This window comes from Chryseobacterium kimseyorum (assembly GCF_025971945.1).
GTDB classification, from domain to species: domain Bacteria; phylum Bacteroidota; class Bacteroidia; order Flavobacteriales; family Weeksellaceae; genus Chryseobacterium; species Chryseobacterium kimseyorum.
Map to the genome: position 1 here is coordinate 36,052 of NZ_JAPDHW010000001.1, position 19,964 is coordinate 56,015.

The following is a 19,964-nucleotide window of genomic DNA, read 5'->3' on the forward strand; positions in this document are numbered from 1 at the left end:
ATGGTTGATATTACACATAAATCATTCACGCTGCGGAAGGCGATTGCGACAGCAACAGTCAAAACTTCTTCAGCAGAAACCATTTCGGCAATAGAAAACCGCACCGTTCCGAAAGGGGATATTTTTGAATTTTCACGGGCTTCTGCATTGTTTGCGGTTAAAAAAACGAGCGATGTCATTCCGGATTGTCATCCGCTGCCCGTTGAATTTACATCGGTTACTTTTAAAATAGAAGATTTGTCGGTGATTATTTCGGTGGAAGTACATACCATTTATAAAACCGGAGTAGAAGTGGAGGCGATGCACGGCGCATCAGTGGCCGCACTGGTGATGTACGATATGCTGAAACCGATTGACAAACACGTAGAAATTCAGAACATCCGTCTGTTGAAAAAAAAGGGCGGTAAATCTGACAGCAATAAATTTATAAATTCAGAAATAAAAGCGGCTGTGATCGTTTGTTCAGATTCGGCATTCCGCGACGAGAAAGAAGATACTTCAGGAAAAGCAATTTGTGCAGGATTAGAAAAATATCAAATCACAGATGTCAACTATCAGATTATTGAAGATGATTTTAATACCATCCAATCCACTTTGATTAATTGTAAAGAAGATAATTTTGATTTAGTCATTTTCACTGGCGGAACAGGACTATCAGCCAGAGATGTCACTCCTGAGGCAGTTGCTCCATTAATCGACCGCGACATTCCCGGAATTATGGAAACTGCGAGAAATTATGGTCAGCAGAGAATTAAAACAGCAATGCTTTCCAGAGGTGTTGCAGGATTTTCAGGACAAACACTTGTTCTCACATTACCAGGCTCCAAGAAAGCGGTTGAAGAATCTTTGGAAGCACTTTTCCCACAGGTTCTTCATGTTTTTCAGTTGAATGATAATCAGATTCATTAAATCTCATTTAATTTTAATTTAAATTCGGTCTTAAGTACATCGATTATAAATTAGCTTTAATACTACCACATGAGCCGTTATGCAGACATAACGGTTCTTTTTTTGTAATATGTTCACTATACCAAACTCAAATTTATGTTAAATAGTGAAAAAGAATCCATTACGCTTAATGTGAATGGTGAAAATCATCATCTGGAAATTCTGCCCTGGGTTTCTCTTCTCGATGCTCTTCGGGAAAGAATTCATCTTACCGGAACAAAAAAAGGCTGTGACCACGGACAGTGCGGTGCATGTACCGTTTTAATTGACGGTAAACGTGTTTTAAGCTGTCTCAGTCTCGCTGTAATGAAAGAGGGAACAGAAATAACCACCGTCGAAGGAATTGCAGAAAATGGAAATTTACATCCTATCCAACAGGCTTTTATTGATCATGATGCCTTTCAGTGCGGGTACTGTACACCGGGACAAATCTGCAGTGCGGTTGGATTGCTCAACGAAAATAAGGCCGAAACACGTGAAGAAGTTCAGGACCTGATGAGCGGAAATCTCTGCCGCTGTGGTGCCAACAGAGGAATTATTAATGCTGTCATGTCAGTAAAACAAATGATGTCCCATGAATAATTTTTCTTATACAAAAGCCACTGACGTTGAAGATGCAGTTTCTTTGATCAACGGTCATGATGGCTATAAAGTCATTGCCGGCGGTACCAATATTGTAGATCTGATGAAATATTTCGTCACTCAGGCAGATACTTTAGTTGACATCAACCAAATTTCCGGGCTGAGTGATATTACCGAGATTCCGGATGGAGGAATCACGATTGGTGCGTTGCTTAACAATGCGGAAACCGCATATCATCCGATTATCGAACAGCAATATCCACTGTTATCAAAAGGAATTTTAGCAGGAGCGTCGGCGCAGATCAGAAATATGGCGACCAACGGTGGTAATTTACTGCAAAGAACAAGATGCTATTATTTTTACGATGTCAATACGCCGTGCAATAAGCGTGAACCGGGTTCCGGATGTTCTGCGATTACCGGTTACAACAGAATTCATGCAATTTTGGGACACAGCGAAAACTGTATCGCTGTTTTCCCTTCAGATATGTGTGTAGCGCTTGCTGCTTTGGATGCGGTCGTTCACATTTCAGGACCTGATGGAGAACGTACATTGGAATTTGCAGACTTCCACAGACTTCCTGGCGATACACCAGAGTTTGATAACAATCTTAAAAATGGCGAACTCATCACAGGAATTGAGCTTCCCGAAAAAGGCTTTGCTGAAAATTATTCTTATTTAAAATTAAGAGACAGAGCTTCCTATTCTTTTGCTTTGGTTTCCGTTGCGACTGGTTTAACCTTGGAAAACGGGAAAATTAAAGAAGCCAGAATTGCTTTAGGCGGTGTTGCTCATAAGCCTTGGCGTGTAAAAGAAGCAGAAGATTTTTTGGTTGACAGAGAAGCGACAAAAGAAAATTTTTCGGCCGCAGCGGATATGATTTTAAATGGTGCAGTTGGTTTTGAACATAACAGTTTTAAAATTGATCTGGCTAAAAAAGCAATCGTACGAAACTGCATGATGGCTTTAGACCCGAAATCACAACGTCCCGGCGCAAAACCGTCTTTATAAAAAATCACTTTCAAATACAATTATTTATGGAAAATACACCATCTGTCGGAAAACCCATCAGCCGTCTCGAAGGTCATTTAAAAGTAACCGGAAGTGCAAAATACGCCGGAGAATATCAGGCTGACGATTTACTGTACGGTTATGTAGTCAACAGTACTGTCACAAAAGGTAAAATCAAGTCAATCGATACTTCGGAAGTCAAAAAAATAGCCGGCGTGATTGAAGTATTCACCCATGAAAACAAACCTTCAACGGCATGGTTCGATTTTCAGTATGCCGATATGGATGCGCCTCCCGGAACTGTTTTTAAACCACTTAAAGATAATGATATCAAATACAACGGTCAGCCCATTGCGCTGGTGGTTGCAGATACTTTTGAACTGGCAAGATATGCAGCCACAAAACTCGACATCGATTACGAGCAGGAAGATTTTGAAACCGATTTAAAAGCTAATCTCGAAAAATCCCGTGATCCTAAAAAAGGACTGGCTTCTATGCTGAAACCGCCGCCTCCAAAACCGACCGGAAATTTTGACAAAGAATATGAAAGTTCTTTTATTAAAACAGACAGTCATTTCAGTCACGGGACAGAGCATCACAATCCGATGGAAATGTATGCATCGACTGTTATTTATGAAGGAAAAGATAGATTAAAGATTTATGACAAGACACAGGGAACGATCAATTCCCAGATGTACGTTGCAAATGTTTTCGGACTGAAAATGAAAAATGTTCAGGTAATTGCTCCTTTTGTGGGTGGCGGCTTCGGTTCGGGTCTCCGTCCTCAACATCAGCTTTTCATGGCTGTGATGGCATCTTTGGCTTTAAAAAGAAACGTCCGTGTCACTTTGGATCGGGCACAGATGTACATGATCGGGCACAGACCACCGACTTTGCAGCAGACAAAATTCGGAGCAGATAAAGATGGAAAAGTCAATGCGATTTACCACAAAGCCACCGGCGAAACTTCAAGATTTGAAGATTATGTCGAAATTGTAGTCAACTGGGCAAACATGTTGTATCCTGCTGAAAATACTTTACTGGAACACGAAATTGTTCCGTTGGATGTTTACAGTCCTTTGGATATGAGAGCGCCGGGTGGAAGTACCGGAATGCACGCTATCGAGGTGACCATGGATGAAATTGCTTACAAGTTAAATATTGATCCTGTGGAACTGAGACTGATCAATTACTCAGAAACCGACAAGAGCAGCGATAAGGAATTTTCCAGCAAAGAACTGAGAAACTGCTATCTACAGGGAGCCGAAAAATTTGGTTGGAACCAGAGAAATCCCGAACCCAGAAGCATGAAGCGTGGGAACAAATTGGTTGGATATGGAATGGCCACAGGTATGTGGGATGCCAACAGACTTTTGGGTCGTGCAGAAGCCATTATGACACCCGACGGAAAGGTTGAAATTAAAAGTGCGGTTACCGATATCGGAACAGGAACTTTAACCATTATGACCCAAATCGCAGCAGATGAATTGTGTTTACCCATTGAAGATATTACATTTTCGTATGCTGACAGTAAAATGCCTTTCGCACCGATTCAGGGTGGATCTTTTACAACGGCAACAGTGGGGCCTGCAGTACAGAATGCCTGCCAGGCTCTGAATGAAAAACTATTTAAGCTTGCCAAAAAATTAAAAGATTCAGTTTTAAGTGATGCTAAATTTAAAGAGGTTCAGTTCAGAGATGGATGGATTAGTTTAAAGAATAATGCTGAAATTAAAATCAGTATCAAGGATGTTTTAGCTTCCAATGAGGGGAAGTCGGTGAAAACAACCAATTCTGCGATGCCTAATCCACTGACTTACGGCAAAAAAGCGAGAGCAGTACACAGTGCTGTTTTTGTGGAAGTGGAAGTGGATGAAGAATTGGGAATTATTGAAGTGAAAAGAGCGGTAACAGCCGTTGCAGCCGGAAAAATTATCAATCCTAAAACGGCAGAAAGTCAGGTTTTGGGCGGAATGATCTGGGGAATCAGCAAGGCTTTACATGAAGAAACGATTCTCGACCATCAGTTTGGAAAATATATGAATGCCAACTTAGGCGAATACCATATTCCGGTGCATGCAGATATTCATGATCTTGAAGTTTTGTTTGTAGAAGAAAATGATCAGTTTGTGAATGATCTCGGGGTAAAAGGAGTAGGAGAAATTGGTGGAGTAGGAATGCCACCCGCGATTACCAATGCTATTTTTCATGCTACAGGAAAAAGAATCTACGATTTACCGATTCATTTTGACAGACTTCTGTAAATCAGTTTTACATATAAAACTCAATCCCACTGCAACCGGTGGGATTTTTTATGCTCTTAACTGATGAACCAGTTCGGTTACTTTTCTAATCGCAAAATCAATTTCCTCTGAAGTTGTAAATCTTCCAAGACTGAAACGAATAGAGCTTAAAGCATCTTCGTCCGATAATCCAAGTGCTTTCAAAACATGGGATGGCTTAGAAGTAACCGATGAACAGGCCGATCCGCTGGATAATGAAATATTTCCCAGTGCGATAATCAACTGCTCAGACCACACGCCCGGAAAACAGATGTTTGTCGTATTGTAGATTCGATTCTTTACCGAACCATTCACAAATGTTCCATCAATTTTTAATAATTCTGTTTCAAGGTAATTACGAAGTTGGGAAATTCTCGTTTCATCATTCTGCATTTCAGATTTTGCAATTTCGCAGGCTTTTCCAAGACCGATAATCCCAGGCACATTTAAAGTTCCGCTTCTCAGATTTCTCTGCTGCCCGCCACCGTGAATCTGTCCGGAAAGTTTAATTTTTGATTTGTTTGAAACGTACAGTGCACCAATTCCTTTCGGACCATAAAATTTATGTGCGGAAATGGTCAGCATGTCTATTCCTAAGTCTTTCGTATTAATATCTATTTTCCCAATGGCCTGAGTCGTATCGCACAGTAAAAATGCACCGTGTGCTTGAGTAATTTCTGAAATTGCTTTGATCTCGTGAACAGTACCTGTTTCATTATTAGACATCATCACAATCACGAGAAGCGTTTCTTTGGTTACGGAATTTTTGAGATCTTCAATGTTAATACTTCCATCAGGCTCAACATCAAAATAATCAACATGAAATCCCTGAGTTTCCATATATTCACAGGTGTCCAGAACAGCCTTGTGCTCTGTCTTAAAAGTGACTATTTTCTTTTTGGATGAATGGGAAAGTCCTTTTATGGCTAAATTTAAAGCTTCCGTTGCGCCTGATGTGAAAATAATTTCATTCTCCTTTGCACCGATCAAATCCGCAATTTGCCATGCCGCATTTTCCACTGCATCTTTTACAGAAAGTCCTTCGATGTGCGAACTGTTGGCGTTGGCGTAAACTTCTGTAAAGTAGGGAAGCATCGCCTCTAGAACTCTTGGGTCGGTCTTTGTGGTGGCATTGTTGTCGAGGTAAATACTTTCAGAATTAAACATAGTAAGGCGAATAGTTACCGAAAAGATACATCTTTATCGAATTAATAAAAAACTTTGTGAATGGTCTTTTTACGGGCAATCCACAGAATACGACAGTAATGTGAAAAATAAAATAGAATTAAAAAACTTTATGCTTTTCTTTCAGGTTTAAAAAACTGCAATTCTAATTTAACTGATAATTAGAAATAACCAGACCCAGGATAAAATGAACATAATTCTGCTCCGCATCCTGTCTGTTTAAAAGCTTGTTTTTATATTCATAAGAGTCGAGTGTATTCATTAAGGTTTGATAAGCCTGAAAATCATCGCCTTTAATTTTAACTTTAAGATGACCGTCTCTTCTTTTAATAAAATCATTATCTATTGTTCGTACCTTGAAAAGTACCTCGATCAGCTTAGCGTTGAAATTCATTTTTCCTCGGTATCTTTCAACAATATTCACTTTAAAATGGTCAAATAAAATATTGTTGAAAACGATCTTTGAATGCGGTTCCTGAGTTTTGAGTTCAAGTTTGTAATTCATGAAATTAAATTTTCAGCAAATATAAGCGGTGATATTAATGATTCGTAAAGAAACAATTGGTTTTAATAAATACGAACTATTTATAAAATTAATAACTCACGGTTAACTTTAATTCAAATCTATTTAATGAGCGAAAATTTATCAAATGAAACAATCCCGAAATAATTCAGGACTGTTTTTTTAATTAATCTTCCACAAGAAATCTATGTCAGCCACTATCAATACTTATTAAAAGAAAATTTTGGAAGTCATATAAGGAAGAAATTTTATTATCACTAAAAATTTACTCTGATCTCACCTGGTTTTTTCATCTTGATCGTTACGTTTTCTACACTGTCTTCAAGTTCATACTCTGCCTTCGAATAATGGTTATCATCCTGTTTTTCAAGAATTTCAATTTCACCATATCCTATCTCATCCTTAGAAATGATGATTGAGTAATCGCCTGTTTCTTCATTTTGTGTAAAATGCTCTTCTTTAAAATCAATAAACTGCATGATAGTAATGTGTTTGGTTAGGCTCTAACTTTATCAAAAACTGTACAAATCTGACTGCTTTTAAATATTTAAAACAGATAAACGCATTATGGCCTTGTTATGACCGAAATTATCCTTAAAGAATTTATTATTCGAACTTAAATCCCGTAATACTGTACAACACGACGATTTTTTCAGGAGAGCTAAAATGTAATTATCTAAATACCATGTCGTAGAATTACTACACAAAATCGTAGAACTACTACAAAATTTAAAATAATAGTAAATTATTGGTTTTTGTATAAAATCACTTCCTATCTTTGAATTACAAATCAATCAATTACAAGTTATTAACTGTTTAAAATTTACAAATCATGGCAGACAATTCAAGAGGAATCTTAAAATTCAACGGAAGCGAAGGACAGAAATTACTGAAGCTTAATTACAGCGTATCAAGATCTACAGATGTTTCAGGACGTGTAGCATCAGACCCTTCAAACGCATTAATCAAACTGACGATCGAGGCAACAGAAAAATCTGACATTCTGGAAAGCCTTCTGAACGGTAAATACAAACCTACAAGTGGAGAAATTACGTTTAACAAATCTCATGAAGAAGGGACACTCATTACTTTGAACTGGGAAAATGGGTACGTTATTCAGCACGAAGTAGATTTTGATGCCGTAGACGAAAATTCTATGTTGATCAGCTTTATTGTAAGTGCTGAAAAAATCAACTACGGAAATTCTGCTTATGAAGGAATTTGGCCAACTTCTTAAACTTCTTCATATTTAGAATTTTAAATTAAATCTGTTGCAGAATAGCGTGCTTAATCAAGTGGGCTATTCTGTGTTTCTACATGATATCGTAATTTTTAATTGTATGGATGAAGATTTTTTAGGATCTAAGCATCGCTTATTTCAAAATCTACATCTCAAAAGGAAAATCATATAAATTCACAAAACGAAAAATAAAATCTTATGTTCAAGGATAATAAATCTACAAAGCTGGAAACTCCTAAGAACGTTAAAAATTCCACGGCAGTACAAAATTTAACGGAGACAGCAACCAGCCAGGTGGTCAGTCAGGCGAACAGTCAGCTGCAGAGTGCAGGAGGAAAAGTTCAGAAACTAAGTCAGAAGGTTTCAAAGATTCAGTCTACAGCCACTACTGCTCAAAGCATGTCTGGCATGTTTATGAATCAGAATTTACAGTCAAATAATCCTCTGACCACTGAAGGGAAAGTTTGGGCAAAACAGCCGACTTCAAATATACATAATGCCGCAGCCATAGCCGGAAATCAGGTTTTCGGAATCAACAGGGTTGTGAAACTGGATGTGGTGATCGAAGGAAAAACCATCCAGCATTTCAAACATTTTCACCTGCGACAGAGTGCTCTCAAACATCATCAGTTTAGCCTAACACTTGCCCACGACACATTGGGAGATACAGAGAATCATAATCTGGAACAGGCGCAGAATTTTCTGGGCAAAAGACTGACCGTCATTTTTAAATATAAAGATGTCACAGAAGGACCTGAGCGAAATTTTGTAGGTGTGATTACTGAGGTTGGTTTCAGCCAGGATAAGGGAAGTCTGGGAAATATTGTACTTACCGGTTTCAGTCCAACAGTGCTTTTGGATGCTGCTCCCCATATTCAGAGTTTTGGAGGAGCACAGGAAATCAGCTTAAACAGTATTGCCGATCATGTGATGAAGGAAGGTTTAGGCGGCAGTAAATTTGATTTCAGAGTCGATGCCCAGTACGGAAATGTTACCTACAGTTCCCAATATGAAGAGACCCATTACAACTATTTAGCACGAATTGCAGAAGCGTATGGCGAGCAGTTTTTTTATGACGGAGAAGTTCTTCATTTTGGAAAACTGCCACCTCAGGAAAAACCCGTAAAATTAACTTACGGAAGCAGTGTTAGTGATATTAAAATTACAATGAAGGCTCAGCACGTTAATCCGACTTTTTATGGCTACAACAGCAGTAAAGATGAAAAACTGACAGCGGGAAGTTCAAAAATAAATCATACTTCCGATATAGCTAAAAGAGCCTATGAGATTTCAGAAAAAACGTTTACTACACCATCACTTAGAATTGCTCCTATTAAAGCAGCTTCATTTATGGATGTGGAAACTTCCCAAAAAGGAACTGCCGGAAGCAAGGCTTCTGACGTATTTGTCACCTCGGGTAATACTACAGTACCATTTCTTTATCCTGGCTGTATCGCCGACATTGAAATGAGAAAAGCAGACAGTTCGGAAACCTCATATTTTACCAAGTTACTGATTACAGATGTCACTCATGAAGTTGACGCAAAAGGTTTTTATACCGGAAGTTTTGAAGCTATTGCAGCCGATTCCGGTTATATTCCGCGTCCTGAATTTGAAGTGCCGAGAGCCGATGCGCAATTCGCAAAGGTGATTTCAAATACAGATCCTCTCAATCAGGGTAGGGTACAGGTACAGTTTGACTGGCAGAACGGTTCCACAACTACAGAATATATCAGAGTAATGACTCCTGATGGAGGTGGAAGTGAAAAAGTAAGTAAGAACCGTGGTTTTATGGCAATTCCTGAAGTGGGTGATCAGGTGGTGGTAAATTTTGCGCACCAGCATCCCGACCGTCCTTTCGTAATGGGCGGAATGTTTCATGGCGGAGTTGGTGGCGGTGGCGGAGCCGGAAATAATGTGAAAAGCCTGAGCAGTAAAAGCGGTCATACAGTCAGCCTGGATGATGGTGGAGGAATGACACTCAGAGACAAAGATCAAAACACCGTTTTCCTCGATGGAGCAGGAAATATCAGTGTAGACAGCAAAGTGACCATTTCTTTAACCTGTGGCAACAGTCAGATTTTCATGGATAAGGATGGAAATATCAATATCAAAGGAAAAGAAATTTTTGTACAGGGTGATAATATCGGAGTTGCGGGAACAGCAAGTGTCGGAATCGGGGTAGGTCCTGAAGGCGGTGATCCTACTTCCGGAATTGGTATTGAACCCACAACATTGGACGTGGGAACCAAAACACTTTCTCTGGGAGGTACAACAGAAGCGAATCTGAGCAGTGCTAAAATAAATATTGGAGGAGGTGAGGAAACCAATATCGTCAGTGGAACGGTAAAATTAAATTAACTGATGAATCCTGTAGATTTAGAATTGGTAAAATTGAAAAGGCAGTGGCAGAAGACCGTTGCTAAAAATCAACACGTACCGATGCTTATCGCTGTCGGAGAAAAACATGAAACTGATCTTTTTGACGGATTTATCAAGTCGAGATTGTCTGAAGATGAGGATGACGGCGATGCTATTTTTCTGATTCATTATCAGGAATTTAATGGAATGAATTCCTTTGGGCAGACTTTGTTTGACGACTGGAAGGAGTACTACGAACTGCTTGAGAAAAGTGAAGAAAATATTCCGCAGTGGGAAATAAGTGATTCTGATGAGCAATTTAAAACAGATGCCTACAAAGCATTTTATCCTCTGCTGGAATTAAAAAAGAAATTTCCGAAAATTAAAAATGCCGGGATATTTATCTATATCGCACCGTTGAGAATCAGTGACGTTAAGGAACTTACAGTTTGGATTCAGGAGTGGTGTGCCCTTTGTGAAAAATCATTCTGTGACGACATAAAGCTGGTTTGGGCAGAACATCATACCCATAAAACGTTACCTGAAAATATTCCTGCATACCGTTTCAGAGTAGAGGTAGATATTCATCAGCTGATGCAAAATACGGCAGCGCATACCAACAGAAAGAAAAACAGTGCAGATACAGATTTTCAGCAGCAGATATTGACGGCCAGTAATCATTTAAGTAAAAGCAGATTTACAGAAGCCGAATTTGCACTGAAAAATGCTGTAAAATTAGCCAGAGAACAGAAAAACAAGCAAGGTGAAATATCCGCCTACTTTATGCTCACTCAGGCTTTTATTGCTGACAGAAAAAAAGAAAAGGCAGAAGATACTTTTCAAACGATATTTCAGGAGGTTGATCAGGATACGCCACTCCAGGTGCAGATGTATATGAACTATGGGAGTTATCTTTTGGGAAATTCAAAAAAAACAAAGGCAGAGACAGCATTTGAGAAAGCAGCTGAGGTTGCAGAAAATATTGGCGAACATGCGATGGCAATTGAGTGTTACAGAATTATAGGAACACTGAATGATACCTTACTATCTAAAGAAAAGATGACAAAATCTTTCGAACGGTGCCTTATCATCGCAGAAGCCATGCAGCCATCCGCACGGGAACAGAGCAGTCTGAAATTTGTTGCCTCTGTTCTGGACACTAAATACAGTGGTGATGTCGAAAAAAGGACAAAACTGAACAGCATCATGAAAAATTATTTTGGAGAAGACTGGAAGGTTAGCATTGAAAAACCAAAATACGGTTAATTATTAATCTAAAAAATCATGGCAGATCAAAATAAATCGAAGATCAAAAAAATTCAGGTTTCAAAGCCCGGTATGGATCCGGACCGTTCCTGGAAAGTGAATGCAGATGTCACTTCTTTCAGCAAAGAAAAAACGACGCAGGGCTTTAAAAACGGAATGAAAAGCAATATCGAATCTTTAAATCCGGTTTCGATGGCCAAGTCTTTAATGGGTGGTGACGGTGGAGAAACCAAATCAGCTGGAGGCGGTGGCGGAACTTCTGTTACTGCAGAAACTGCAGCACCGGAAAGTAAGGTGAAATTAATCAAGGTGAATACTCCTGCCATTGTGCCCACAGCCATTCAGCACACGAGCAAGCACTTTGATATTGTCTTGGCGATTGATATCCACTGGACGCTCATTCCGCCTCCACCTTCATTTATGCTGATTCCTTTACCATTGCCTCATCCTTTTATCGGGATCGTTTTTGATATTATGGATTATTTAAAATTCACCATTCCGATTCCGCAGTTTGTGAGAAACGTATTCCCTTCACTGCCGGAAGGTATTCCGATGGGAGGCTCTATTATGGTTCATGGTCGTCATAAAGCCACCACAACGACTTCAGTAATGGGTGTCGCCATACCTTTCAGACATATTACTTCACTCATTCCGGTTTATCTTATTCCTTTTCCACAGGAAGCTCCACATGAAGGCGAAGTTTATTACGGATCTCAATCTGTTTTAGGACAGGGAAGTAAAATGAGCGGAAACCAGCCACAGCAGGTGCTTACCTGTATGGGATTGCCTTTTGGAATGACCATGTTACCTGCGATGCCGGATAAACCAAAGAAAAATCCGCTGGCATACTTTGCCTTTTACAATAATTTTTCAAGTATGTATATTCAGATTAATACCGGTGGTCCGGTGTTGGTGGGTGGCGCATTTATTCCGCATGTTTATACACCCGGTGAAATGCTGATGCGTTTTGCAGGGATGGCTCTGATGCGTGGCTTAACGAAAGGTTTAGGAAAATTAGGCACAAAAGGTCTGAAGAAACTCAACAACAGTCTTCTGAAAAAAGCACCGTTTAGTAAATTTAAACTCGCTAATGCTTTATCTAAAAAACTCTGTAAATATGGTTTGGAACCGGTAAACTTTGCTACAGGAGCAATGGTTTTTGAATGGGATGATTTTGAAATTCAGGGAAGCATTCCTTTAACCTGGACGAATATCTGGCACAGTGACAGACCGTATGATTTTGGGCCTTTGGGAAATGGCATTTTTAATAATCATGACCTTTTCATTCTTCCTGAAGAAGATAACAGATTTGCAGCATGGATGCATCCGGATGAAAATATGGCGATGCTGATTCCTGCAGTGGAAATTGGCGAAGAACTGACGTATTTCAGAGATCAGAAAATCTGGCAGTACCGTCCGAATGAGAGCATCTGGATTATCAGAAAAGAAACTGATATTTACACCTATAGACGTTTTCATCATCTCACTGAGGGAACTATTTTTAAAGTCATCAAAGTAGAATACGGTGACGGAACGGTGAGAGAATATGAGTACCAGGACCGAAATATTGTGCTGAAAAATATTACAGATGTTAACAGCGGTTTCCGAATAGAAACGGCTCTTCATCCTGAGCTGAAAAAAGTTTCGGAAGTGTATTACTGTTATAAGAATAAAAGAGATCTGCAGGTTCGGTACACCTATGATGACAGAGGAAATCTCACCCATGTCTGGGATATTCACAAAAAAGCAATTGTTTTTGAATATGATCAGCAAAATCAGGTAGTTAAGAGAACCAACAGAAATGAAATGAGCTATCAGTGGGAGTATGATGAGAAGGGTAGAGTGCTTCATACAAAAGGTCTGGAAGGTTTCATGGAGGGATTTCTAAATTATAATGAGGACGAGGGCTACACCGAAGTTGTTTATCCGAAACAGAATAATAAAACCGAAAGATACTGTTATGATGAGGACTTCCTTATCTATCAGCAGATTGACGGCGAGGGTGGCGAAACATGGTATGATTATACCGCTCACATGGAATTGAAAATGATTGGAACTCCCGAAGGCAGAGTGCAGGGCTACAGCTACGATGAATTTGGAAATATTAAAACCTTTCATACGCCTGATGGCGAAGAATACCAATATCTGTACAATGAATTTGGGCAGACTACCGCACGCTTTAGTCCGTCAGGAAGCACCGAAACATGGGATTATGATGAGCATGGCAGACTGTTGAGCTACACCGATGCAACGGAAGAAATTGTGGAATATGAATACTATGATGATGAAAAGCTTCCACGCAAAAGCATCAGACAGGAAGTAGAAACCTATTATGATTACAACAGCAGAAACCAGATTACTTCACTGACCAATTCAGTAGGTGCAGAACAGTACTGGAAATATGACGATTATGGCCGCTTATTGGTTTTCAGCCCGAAACCTCTTACGAAAACAGTCTGGAACAGAGATCAGATGGGTCGCGTGGTTGAGGTCAGTGAACCCGGTCAGCTGCCTTTGAAACTCCGTTACGATGCCTATGATTTGCCGGTGTATGCTACAGACGGCCGTGCAGAATGGCTCATGAGTTATACGCCGATGGGAAGTCTGAAACGTCAGGTACGGAGAAATGCTCTTACGTTTAAAAAAGAAGAAACATTAGTCTTTGGTTACAACGCCTATGAAAATCTGATGAGTATCACCAACGAAAAAGGTGAAGTATATCAGTTTGAAAGAAATAATAACGACGATATCATCGGCGAAAGCGGTTTCGATGGGCAAAAGAAAATTTTCGTCAGAGACGGAGACGGTCTTGTAACACAAACCCGCCATCCGCACGGAAAAAATATTTTCTATGAATATGATCTTGCCGGAAGATTAACTCAAACCCACTATCCCGACGGAACCTGGGAAGCTTATCAGTACAATACTTCTGGTATGTTGATAAAAGCGGATAATGAAAACAGCAGTGTTGCTTTCCAGAGAAATAAACTGGGGCAGGTAAACACCGAACAGCAGGGGCAGAATTCCGTCAGTTATGAATATGATGAGAGAGGAAATCTGACAGGTTTAAAAAGCAGTCTGGGAGCCGAAGTGAATTATGATTATAATGATCTCGGTCAGCTCTCTTCTGTAACAGCAGCTACCCAGGATATACAGCAACCATGGCAGATGAATCTTAACATGAGCGGTGATGGCAAACTGTTTTCCCGAGAGATGACAGGTGGTGTGGAAAGCGTTTTTGAATTTGACCACATCGGAATGCCGGTAAGCCAGAAAGTAACCGTCAATAAAACGGAAACTAAATTTCATAAAGACTACTCGTGGGCTGCCGGAAGCCGTCTGATGCAGGTGATGGATAAAGTTACAGGCGGAAAAACAAGATTTGATTATGATGCCTTCGGAAGCCTCGTTGCCGCACAATATGCAGATGGTGAAGTGCAGTATAAAAATCCTGATGCAACGGGCTGTCTCTACGAAAGTGCGAAACGTACCGACCGTATCTACGATAAAGGCGGAAAGCTGATGCGTGACAAAAACTGGTTCTATCATTACGATGAAGAAGGGAATTTACTTCTGAAAAGTAAAAGACCTGTTAATAATATACAGCCGGAGCAGTTGAAGGAAGAAAACACACATCCTTACTATAAACCAATTGCCTCAGACTGGCTGAATATACCGAAGCTTACAGAAACAAACCCGTTACCGAAGTTAAAAACAGTTTCTACTGACCCAATACAGAATCCTGAATGGGAATCCGGCGACTGGGCTTATTTCTGGAACGCCAACGGAATGTTGCAAAAAGTAAAAAGACCGGATGGCAAGGAAGTGAGTTTTGAATATGATGCATTGGGAAGAAGGATTGCGAAAATTGGAAATAAGAAAATAACCCGTTATATTTGGGATGGAAATGTTCTATTGCATGAGTGGAACTATGATGCTCAGGAAGAGCCGAAAACTTTTGTGGATGATGAGGGGAATGTTGCTGTTGAGAAAGAGAGTGTTGAGAATTTGGTGACGTGGGTGTATGGTGGAAATGGATTTACGCCTGTTGCTCAATTATTTAATGGTAAAAAATACTCTGTAATTAGTGATTATTTGGGTACTCCATTTCAATCCTATGATGATTTTGGTGAAAAAGTTTGGGAACGAGAATTAGACATCTATGGAGACGTAAGAAAAGGTGATCATAATTTTATTCCTTTTTTATACCAAGGTCAATATTTTGATGCAGATGTAAATCTTGTTTATAATAGATTTAGGTATTACGATGTAGAAAGTGGGAGTTATATTTCTAAGGATCCGATCGGTCTTTTAGGAGGATTGTCCTTATATAGTTATGTAAATAATTCAAATGCAGAAATAGATAGATTAGGCCTAGCTCCAAAAAGAATGGTGAATGATACCCCAATTTTTGGAAAAGGACAAACAACAGGTCCAGGACATGCGGAATTATCTGAAAAGATAGCAGACAAACTAGCCAACTCGGGGAAGTTTAAAGAAATTCATTTAAATAGATCATACGAAGCAATGACAGGACAAAAGACAACACCACGTAGAAGTCCAGATGTTACAGCTATAGGCAATGATGGAAGGGTGCATGCAATAGAAATTGCATCTGATTTTGATATGAAAGGAAACAATATTGATAACTTAACTAGTAGGAATAAAATAGCTCAATCACAGTTGCCAGCAAATATGCGAGGGGAAATTGTAATAATTGAAAAACCATATGTTGATGCCGATGTTGATACTAAAATGGATACACTAATTAAATATGCATAATGAAATGAAACCAGACCACATCAAAGATTTCTCAGAGGTTAACCCTAAAGAAGTTGATTATTTTACAGAAAACCTAAATTGGTTTACAGAATTATCTTTTAAAGGTAGACTAATTACTGGAGAAAATGATTTTTTTTATATATTTTATTCTGGAATAAAATATGAAGATGGTTTAATAGCTACCAATGATGAGACGCCATTAACTATTTGGGCTCAACCTATTAATCAGGATGAAAAAATTCTCTTATTTGATGAAAGAATACATGGGTATAATGCTACGTTAATTGAAAAAAAAAAGTTCTCTGATAATTTTGATATCCATCAATATATTGATGATGACGGTCAAAATTCCTTTCATGTTTACTGCTGGACTAATTCAAGCATTGATTTTGAAGATGAATTTGAAGTAAATTTAAATGGCGAAATCCAAATTTTGGACGGTTCCTACAAAAGTATAGACTATTTAATAAAAAATGCTTTTGATTATATAGGGATTTTACTAAAAAACTCAAAGGGGTTAGAAACAAGAATTGTTGATATGGAATTAGCATAATAAAAACAATTCTTAACGAATTGGCAGGAAATCTAAACTTGAATATTATCCATAAAATGATTTTCATTACCGATACACATGGAACCATAAAAAGACAGATTAAATCTGTCTTTTTTATTAATTTCACTTCTCTACTCAAACCCAAAATTATGAATGGAGACCCAGCGACTGGGCTTATTTCTGGAACGCCGACGGAATGTTGCAGAAAGTAAAACGACCGGATGGCAAGGAGGTAAGTTTTGAATATGATGCATTGGGAAGAAGGATTGCGAAAATTGGAAATAAGAAAATAACCCGTTATATTTGGGATGGAAATGTTCTATTGCATGAGTGGAACTATGACATTGAAGAAGAGCCGAAAACTTTTGTGGATGATGAGGGGAATGTGATTGTTGAGAAGGAGAAGGTTGAGAATGTGGTGACGTGGGTGTATGAAAGAGGAAGTTTTGTTGCTTGTACAAAGATCGTTAATGGTGAAAGCTATACTATTATTTCTGATTATATTGGAAGACCTGTACAATCCTTTGATAAGAATGGTGAGATAATCTGGAGCACAGATTATGATATATTTGGACAGCTTAAAAATTTAAAGGGTAATCGAAATTTTTTACCGTTTAGACAATTAGGTCAATATGAAGATGTAGAGTTAGACAGCCTATATTATAATCGATTTAGATATTATGATAATGAGAGCGGAAACTATATCTCTCAAGATCCAATGGGCTTATTCTCAAATGAACCTAATTTCTATGCTTTCGTTCATGATTCTAATGTTTGGGTGGATATTCTTGGACTTCAATCCGGAGGTGGTTATGGACCTACGCGAAAGGCAAATAGGGGGCTCGGTGGTGAGGTGAATCACATGCCAGCGAATGCAGCTTCACAAGCGGGCGGATCAGGAATAAGCCATTACAAGGGGCCAGCAACAATGATGGATAATGCAGATCATTTCCAAACTGCAAGCTGGGGGAACAGAACCACGGCAAATCAATGGAGGAGTGTGCAAGAAGATTTAATTAGTAGAGGTAAGTTTGGAAAGGCGATGGAAATGGATATTAGAGATGTGAAGAGAAAATTCGGAAATAAATATGATGTTGGGATGCATGAGATGATTGATTATGCAAAAAATAAAGGATATATAACGAATGCAGAAGGACAAAGATTAAAGAGACAGCACCTATATCGTTAAACTAAAATTGTAAAATGGTTATAATTAATAAAAATAAGATGAATGAGATTGCTTTAGGCACTCAAAAAGTGGAGATCAGTAAATTGGATGCAAAAAATCTTTTCTATGAATATGATGATGCTGAGAAATTAATAACTATTTCTGCAAGAGTTGTCAAAGAATTTATTGTCGATAAAAAAATTATAAATTTTGAAAACTTTCAACAGTTTTTGACTGAGCAAAATCCAAAGTTGGATGGAGATTTTTTTATCTTTTCTGAATTTTCATTATCAATTTACGCAGATTTTGAAAAAGAAGTTTTTCTAGAAATATTAATTTATGCAGACTCCGTTAAAAGCATCTACGAAAAACCGCTATTAAAAAGATATAATGATTTGCAGACTTTTTCTTCAACAGCTGAATCTACTATGATTTTTATACCGTACAAAAGTATTGGAAAATATGAGTTTGGTATGGATGAGCATAATTTTATAAAAAAACATAATATTACTTCCAAAGCGGGTGTTGGTGTTGGAGGAAAGAAAATTTATCAAAATGATAATTATATTTTTCGTTTTGACAACAATTGTTTTTCACAATTGAATGTGCTTAAAATTTCGAGCAACATTATAATTAATAATATAATGATTGAAGAATACATATCAGAAAATGTAGATATTCAAAAAAGTATAATTCGTAGTCGGACACATATAATTTTCCCAGAGATTGGGCTTGCAATTGATAAGGAAGAAAAAGACCGTGAATTTTTCTTTTTTTCAGAGAATCTTTTGAAGTTTTGGACAAATATCAATCGACCGATTACAAGTTGGTAATTATTTTCAATATGTTACAATGCGTTATGTGATGAATAAAGAAGAATTAATAAAATTAGCAGAAGATATAATGAATGCTATTGGAAAAACTGAAGAAGAAAATGATGCAATGCTTCAGAAATTTTTAGATCATGTACCGGATCCAAATGCATCGGATTTATTTTTTTCTATAGAATATGAAGATTTAACCGCAGAAGAAATTGTCGACAAATCTCTTTCTTATAAATCTATTCAACTTTAGATTCAAATCGATAATAATGATTATATATAATTTCAAAATAAATTTGTTTTCCAAAAAAAAATATTTTTTATAAATAGCTATGAATTACAAAAAATATTTAGACACTCAAATTAAAAAAACAGAATCGAATCTTAGCAGAAGAATAAGAAATAATGATTTTGATTTTTTTTACAGTTGCATTAATGAGTTTATCGAAAATGATAAAGATGAGTTTTTCCAAACTTTTACAGAACTTGGGATGCAATTTGAGAATAAATATACTATTTCAGGCATCATACAAAAAATATTTTATGTAAGATCAGAAAGAGCAATCGTGGAATTTAGTAAGCAACCTGAAATTGAAAATTTCAAACAGCTCGTTGATGCTTATTATTGGCTGAACTTAGCTTTTGTAAAAGGATGCAAAGAAAATAATGAATTAAAGGGAGAGTTTTTCCAGGATACAGTTTTTGCTTCTCTTCTGGCATATTGTTTTTATCCACAGGCTTTAGAAAAAACAGTACATTATTTACAGGCAGAATATGATGAGTCTTTAAAAAATGAAAATGAAAAAATCTCACCTGAAAAAAGAAAGTACGATAAATACTATGGTTATGCTGATGTATTTCAATTATTAAAAGAACTTCTTACACACGAAAAAAGTGATGCTTTTAAAGAAATACTTGATGTTTCTATTGAATCTGATTATCAATTTGTGATAAATAATTACTTAAGTGAAGACATCAATATTGTTAATGATGTACTCGAAAAACTAGCTAAATTTCATATTAGCAATAAAGGAGAATCATATTTGGATACCTTTAATCATGATTGCTGGAAAATTTTTCCTTTGGAGATGATTAGTATTTTAATTTGTAGAAAAAGAGAAGGGTTATCAAATGAAGGTGTCAGCCATCCATTAATTTTATCTTTTATTCCATTTATATACGAAGTAGAATCTCTTCCTGATGATCAATTAACGAAAAGTTTAGAAAGTAAAATAATTTAA

16 protein-coding genes are annotated in these 19,964 nt (G+C 37.7%); 13 read left to right on the forward strand and 3 right to left on the reverse strand.

The features are described from left to right. The 4 genes from moaCB to OMO38_RS00205 all read left to right on the forward strand — a co-directional run bounded on the left by moaCB (nucleotide 1) and on the right by OMO38_RS00205 (nucleotide 4,806). Complete coding sequence (gene moaCB / locus OMO38_RS00190) at nucleotides 1-909, forward strand: bifunctional molybdenum cofactor biosynthesis protein MoaC/MoaB (RefSeq protein WP_264748231.1); 909 nt, start codon at nucleotides 1-3, stop codon at nucleotides 907-909. A gap of 135 nt (nucleotides 910-1,044) precedes the next feature. After that, nucleotides 1,045-1,530, forward strand: coding sequence for a (2Fe-2S)-binding protein (locus OMO38_RS00195; protein ID WP_264748232.1), 486 nt, complete (start codon nucleotides 1,045-1,047; stop codon nucleotides 1,528-1,530). After that, nucleotides 1,523-2,542 carry an FAD binding domain-containing protein gene (locus tag OMO38_RS00200; RefSeq protein ID WP_264748233.1) on the forward strand — a complete coding sequence of 340 codons (1,020 nt, stop codon included), beginning with the start codon at nucleotides 1,523-1,525 and terminating at the stop codon, nucleotides 2,540-2,542. The genes OMO38_RS00195 and OMO38_RS00200 overlap by 8 nt, the downstream gene beginning before the upstream one ends. A 26-nt stretch (nucleotides 2,543-2,568) precedes the next feature. Continuing rightward, on the forward strand, nucleotides 2,569-4,806 hold the full coding sequence (locus OMO38_RS00205; protein ID WP_264748234.1) for a xanthine dehydrogenase family protein molybdopterin-binding subunit: 2,238 nt from the start codon (nucleotides 2,569-2,571) through the stop codon (nucleotides 4,804-4,806). A 48-nt stretch (nucleotides 4,807-4,854) separates the two neighbouring features. Here OMO38_RS00205 and OMO38_RS00210 read toward each other — a convergent pair whose 3' ends face one another. The 3 genes from OMO38_RS00210 to OMO38_RS00220 all read right to left on the reverse strand — a co-directional run bounded on the left by OMO38_RS00210 (nucleotide 4,855) and on the right by OMO38_RS00220 (nucleotide 7,011). Continuing rightward, a complete protein-coding gene (locus OMO38_RS00210) occupies nucleotides 4,855-5,991 on the reverse strand; it encodes a cysteine desulfurase family protein (protein ID WP_264748235.1) in 1,137 nt (378 codons plus the stop codon). Nucleotides 5,992-6,154: 163 nt separating this feature from the next. After that, a complete protein-coding gene (locus tag OMO38_RS00215; protein ID WP_264748236.1) occupies nucleotides 6,155-6,514 on the reverse strand; it encodes a prevent-host-death protein in 360 nt (119 codons plus the stop codon). 275 nt (nucleotides 6,515-6,789) lie between these two features. Continuing rightward, nucleotides 6,790-7,011, reverse strand: a complete 222-nt coding sequence (locus tag OMO38_RS00220; protein WP_264748237.1) for a hypothetical protein — start codon at nucleotides 7,009-7,011, stop codon at nucleotides 6,790-6,792. Nucleotides 7,012-7,364: 353 nt separating this feature from the next. Between OMO38_RS00220 and tssD the strand changes: the two genes are divergently transcribed. The 9 genes from tssD (at nucleotide 7,365) to OMO38_RS00270 (ending at nucleotide 19,964) form a co-directional block, all read left to right on the forward strand. Then, nucleotides 7,365-7,769: a type VI secretion system tube protein TssD gene (gene tssD / locus OMO38_RS00225; RefSeq protein ID WP_264748238.1), complete on the forward strand. Its 405-nt coding sequence runs from the start codon at nucleotides 7,365-7,367 to the stop codon at nucleotides 7,767-7,769. A 201-nt stretch (nucleotides 7,770-7,970) separates the two neighbouring features. Beyond that, nucleotides 7,971-10,133, forward strand: a complete 2,163-nt coding sequence (locus tag OMO38_RS00230; RefSeq protein ID WP_264748239.1) for a type VI secretion system Vgr family protein — start codon at nucleotides 7,971-7,973, stop codon at nucleotides 10,131-10,133. Between the two features lie 3 nt (nucleotides 10,134-10,136). Next, the gene (locus OMO38_RS00235) at nucleotides 10,137-11,399 is read left to right on the forward strand and encodes a tetratricopeptide repeat protein (protein WP_264748240.1); all 1,263 of its coding nucleotides are present in this window, start codon (nucleotides 10,137-10,139) and stop codon (nucleotides 11,397-11,399) included. 18 nt (nucleotides 11,400-11,417) lie between these two features. Continuing rightward, nucleotides 11,418-16,181 carry an RHS repeat-associated core domain-containing protein gene (locus OMO38_RS00240; RefSeq protein WP_264748241.1) on the forward strand — a complete coding sequence of 1,588 codons (4,764 nt, stop codon included), beginning with the start codon at nucleotides 11,418-11,420 and terminating at the stop codon, nucleotides 16,179-16,181. Nucleotides 16,182-16,185: 4 nt separating this feature from the next. Further along, a complete protein-coding gene (locus tag OMO38_RS00245) occupies nucleotides 16,186-16,734 on the forward strand; it encodes a hypothetical protein (protein ID WP_264748242.1) in 549 nt (182 codons plus the stop codon). A gap of 196 nt (nucleotides 16,735-16,930) precedes the next feature. Beyond that, entirely contained in the window at nucleotides 16,931-17,923 is a 993-nt protein-coding gene (locus tag OMO38_RS00255) for an RHS repeat domain-containing protein (protein WP_406567254.1), read from the forward strand. A gap of 14 nt (nucleotides 17,924-17,937) precedes the next feature. Then, complete coding sequence (locus tag OMO38_RS00260) at nucleotides 17,938-18,735, forward strand: hypothetical protein (RefSeq protein ID WP_264748243.1); 798 nt, start codon at nucleotides 17,938-17,940, stop codon at nucleotides 18,733-18,735. Nucleotides 18,736-18,766: 31 nt separating this feature from the next. Beyond that, entirely contained in the window at nucleotides 18,767-18,976 is a 210-nt protein-coding gene (locus OMO38_RS00265; protein WP_264748244.1) for a hypothetical protein, read from the forward strand. 79 nt (nucleotides 18,977-19,055) lie between these two features. Further along, nucleotides 19,056-19,964 carry a hypothetical protein gene (locus OMO38_RS00270; RefSeq protein WP_264748245.1) on the forward strand — a complete coding sequence of 303 codons (909 nt, stop codon included), beginning with the start codon at nucleotides 19,056-19,058 and terminating at the stop codon, nucleotides 19,962-19,964.

Excerpts from the sequence above, each read along its gene's own strand:
- moaCB (WP_264748231.1), top strand. The coding sequence starts at position 1 with ATGGTTGATATTACACATAAATCATTCACGCTGCGGAAGGCGATTGCG.
- OMO38_RS00195 (WP_264748232.1), top strand. The coding sequence starts at position 1,045 with ATGTTAAATAGTGAAAAAGAATCCATTACGCTTAATGTGAATGGTGAA.
- OMO38_RS00200 (WP_264748233.1), top strand. The coding sequence starts at position 1,523 with ATGAATAATTTTTCTTATACAAAAGCCACTGACGTTGAAGATGCAGTT.
- OMO38_RS00205 (WP_264748234.1), top strand. The coding sequence starts at position 2,569 with ATGGAAAATACACCATCTGTCGGAAAACCCATCAGCCGTCTCGAAGGT.
- OMO38_RS00210 (WP_264748235.1), bottom strand. The coding sequence starts at position 5,991 with ATGTTTAATTCTGAAAGTATTTACCTCGACAACAATGCCACCACAAAG.
- OMO38_RS00215 (WP_264748236.1), bottom strand. The coding sequence starts at position 6,514 with ATGAATTACAAACTTGAACTCAAAACTCAGGAACCGCATTCAAAGATC.
- OMO38_RS00220 (WP_264748237.1), bottom strand. The coding sequence starts at position 7,011 with ATGCAGTTTATTGATTTTAAAGAAGAGCATTTTACACAAAATGAAGAA.
- tssD (WP_264748238.1), top strand. The coding sequence starts at position 7,365 with ATGGCAGACAATTCAAGAGGAATCTTAAAATTCAACGGAAGCGAAGGA.
- OMO38_RS00230 (WP_264748239.1), top strand. The coding sequence starts at position 7,971 with ATGTTCAAGGATAATAAATCTACAAAGCTGGAAACTCCTAAGAACGTT.
- OMO38_RS00235 (WP_264748240.1), top strand. The coding sequence starts at position 10,137 with ATGAATCCTGTAGATTTAGAATTGGTAAAATTGAAAAGGCAGTGGCAG.
- OMO38_RS00240 (WP_264748241.1), top strand. The coding sequence starts at position 11,418 with ATGGCAGATCAAAATAAATCGAAGATCAAAAAAATTCAGGTTTCAAAG.
- OMO38_RS00245 (WP_264748242.1), top strand. The coding sequence starts at position 16,186 with ATGAAACCAGACCACATCAAAGATTTCTCAGAGGTTAACCCTAAAGAA.
- OMO38_RS00255 (WP_406567254.1), top strand. The coding sequence starts at position 16,931 with ATGTTGCAGAAAGTAAAACGACCGGATGGCAAGGAGGTAAGTTTTGAA.
- OMO38_RS00260 (WP_264748243.1), top strand. The coding sequence starts at position 17,938 with ATGGTTATAATTAATAAAAATAAGATGAATGAGATTGCTTTAGGCACT.
- OMO38_RS00265 (WP_264748244.1), top strand. The coding sequence starts at position 18,767 with ATGAATAAAGAAGAATTAATAAAATTAGCAGAAGATATAATGAATGCT.
- OMO38_RS00270 (WP_264748245.1), top strand. The coding sequence starts at position 19,056 with ATGAATTACAAAAAATATTTAGACACTCAAATTAAAAAAACAGAATCG.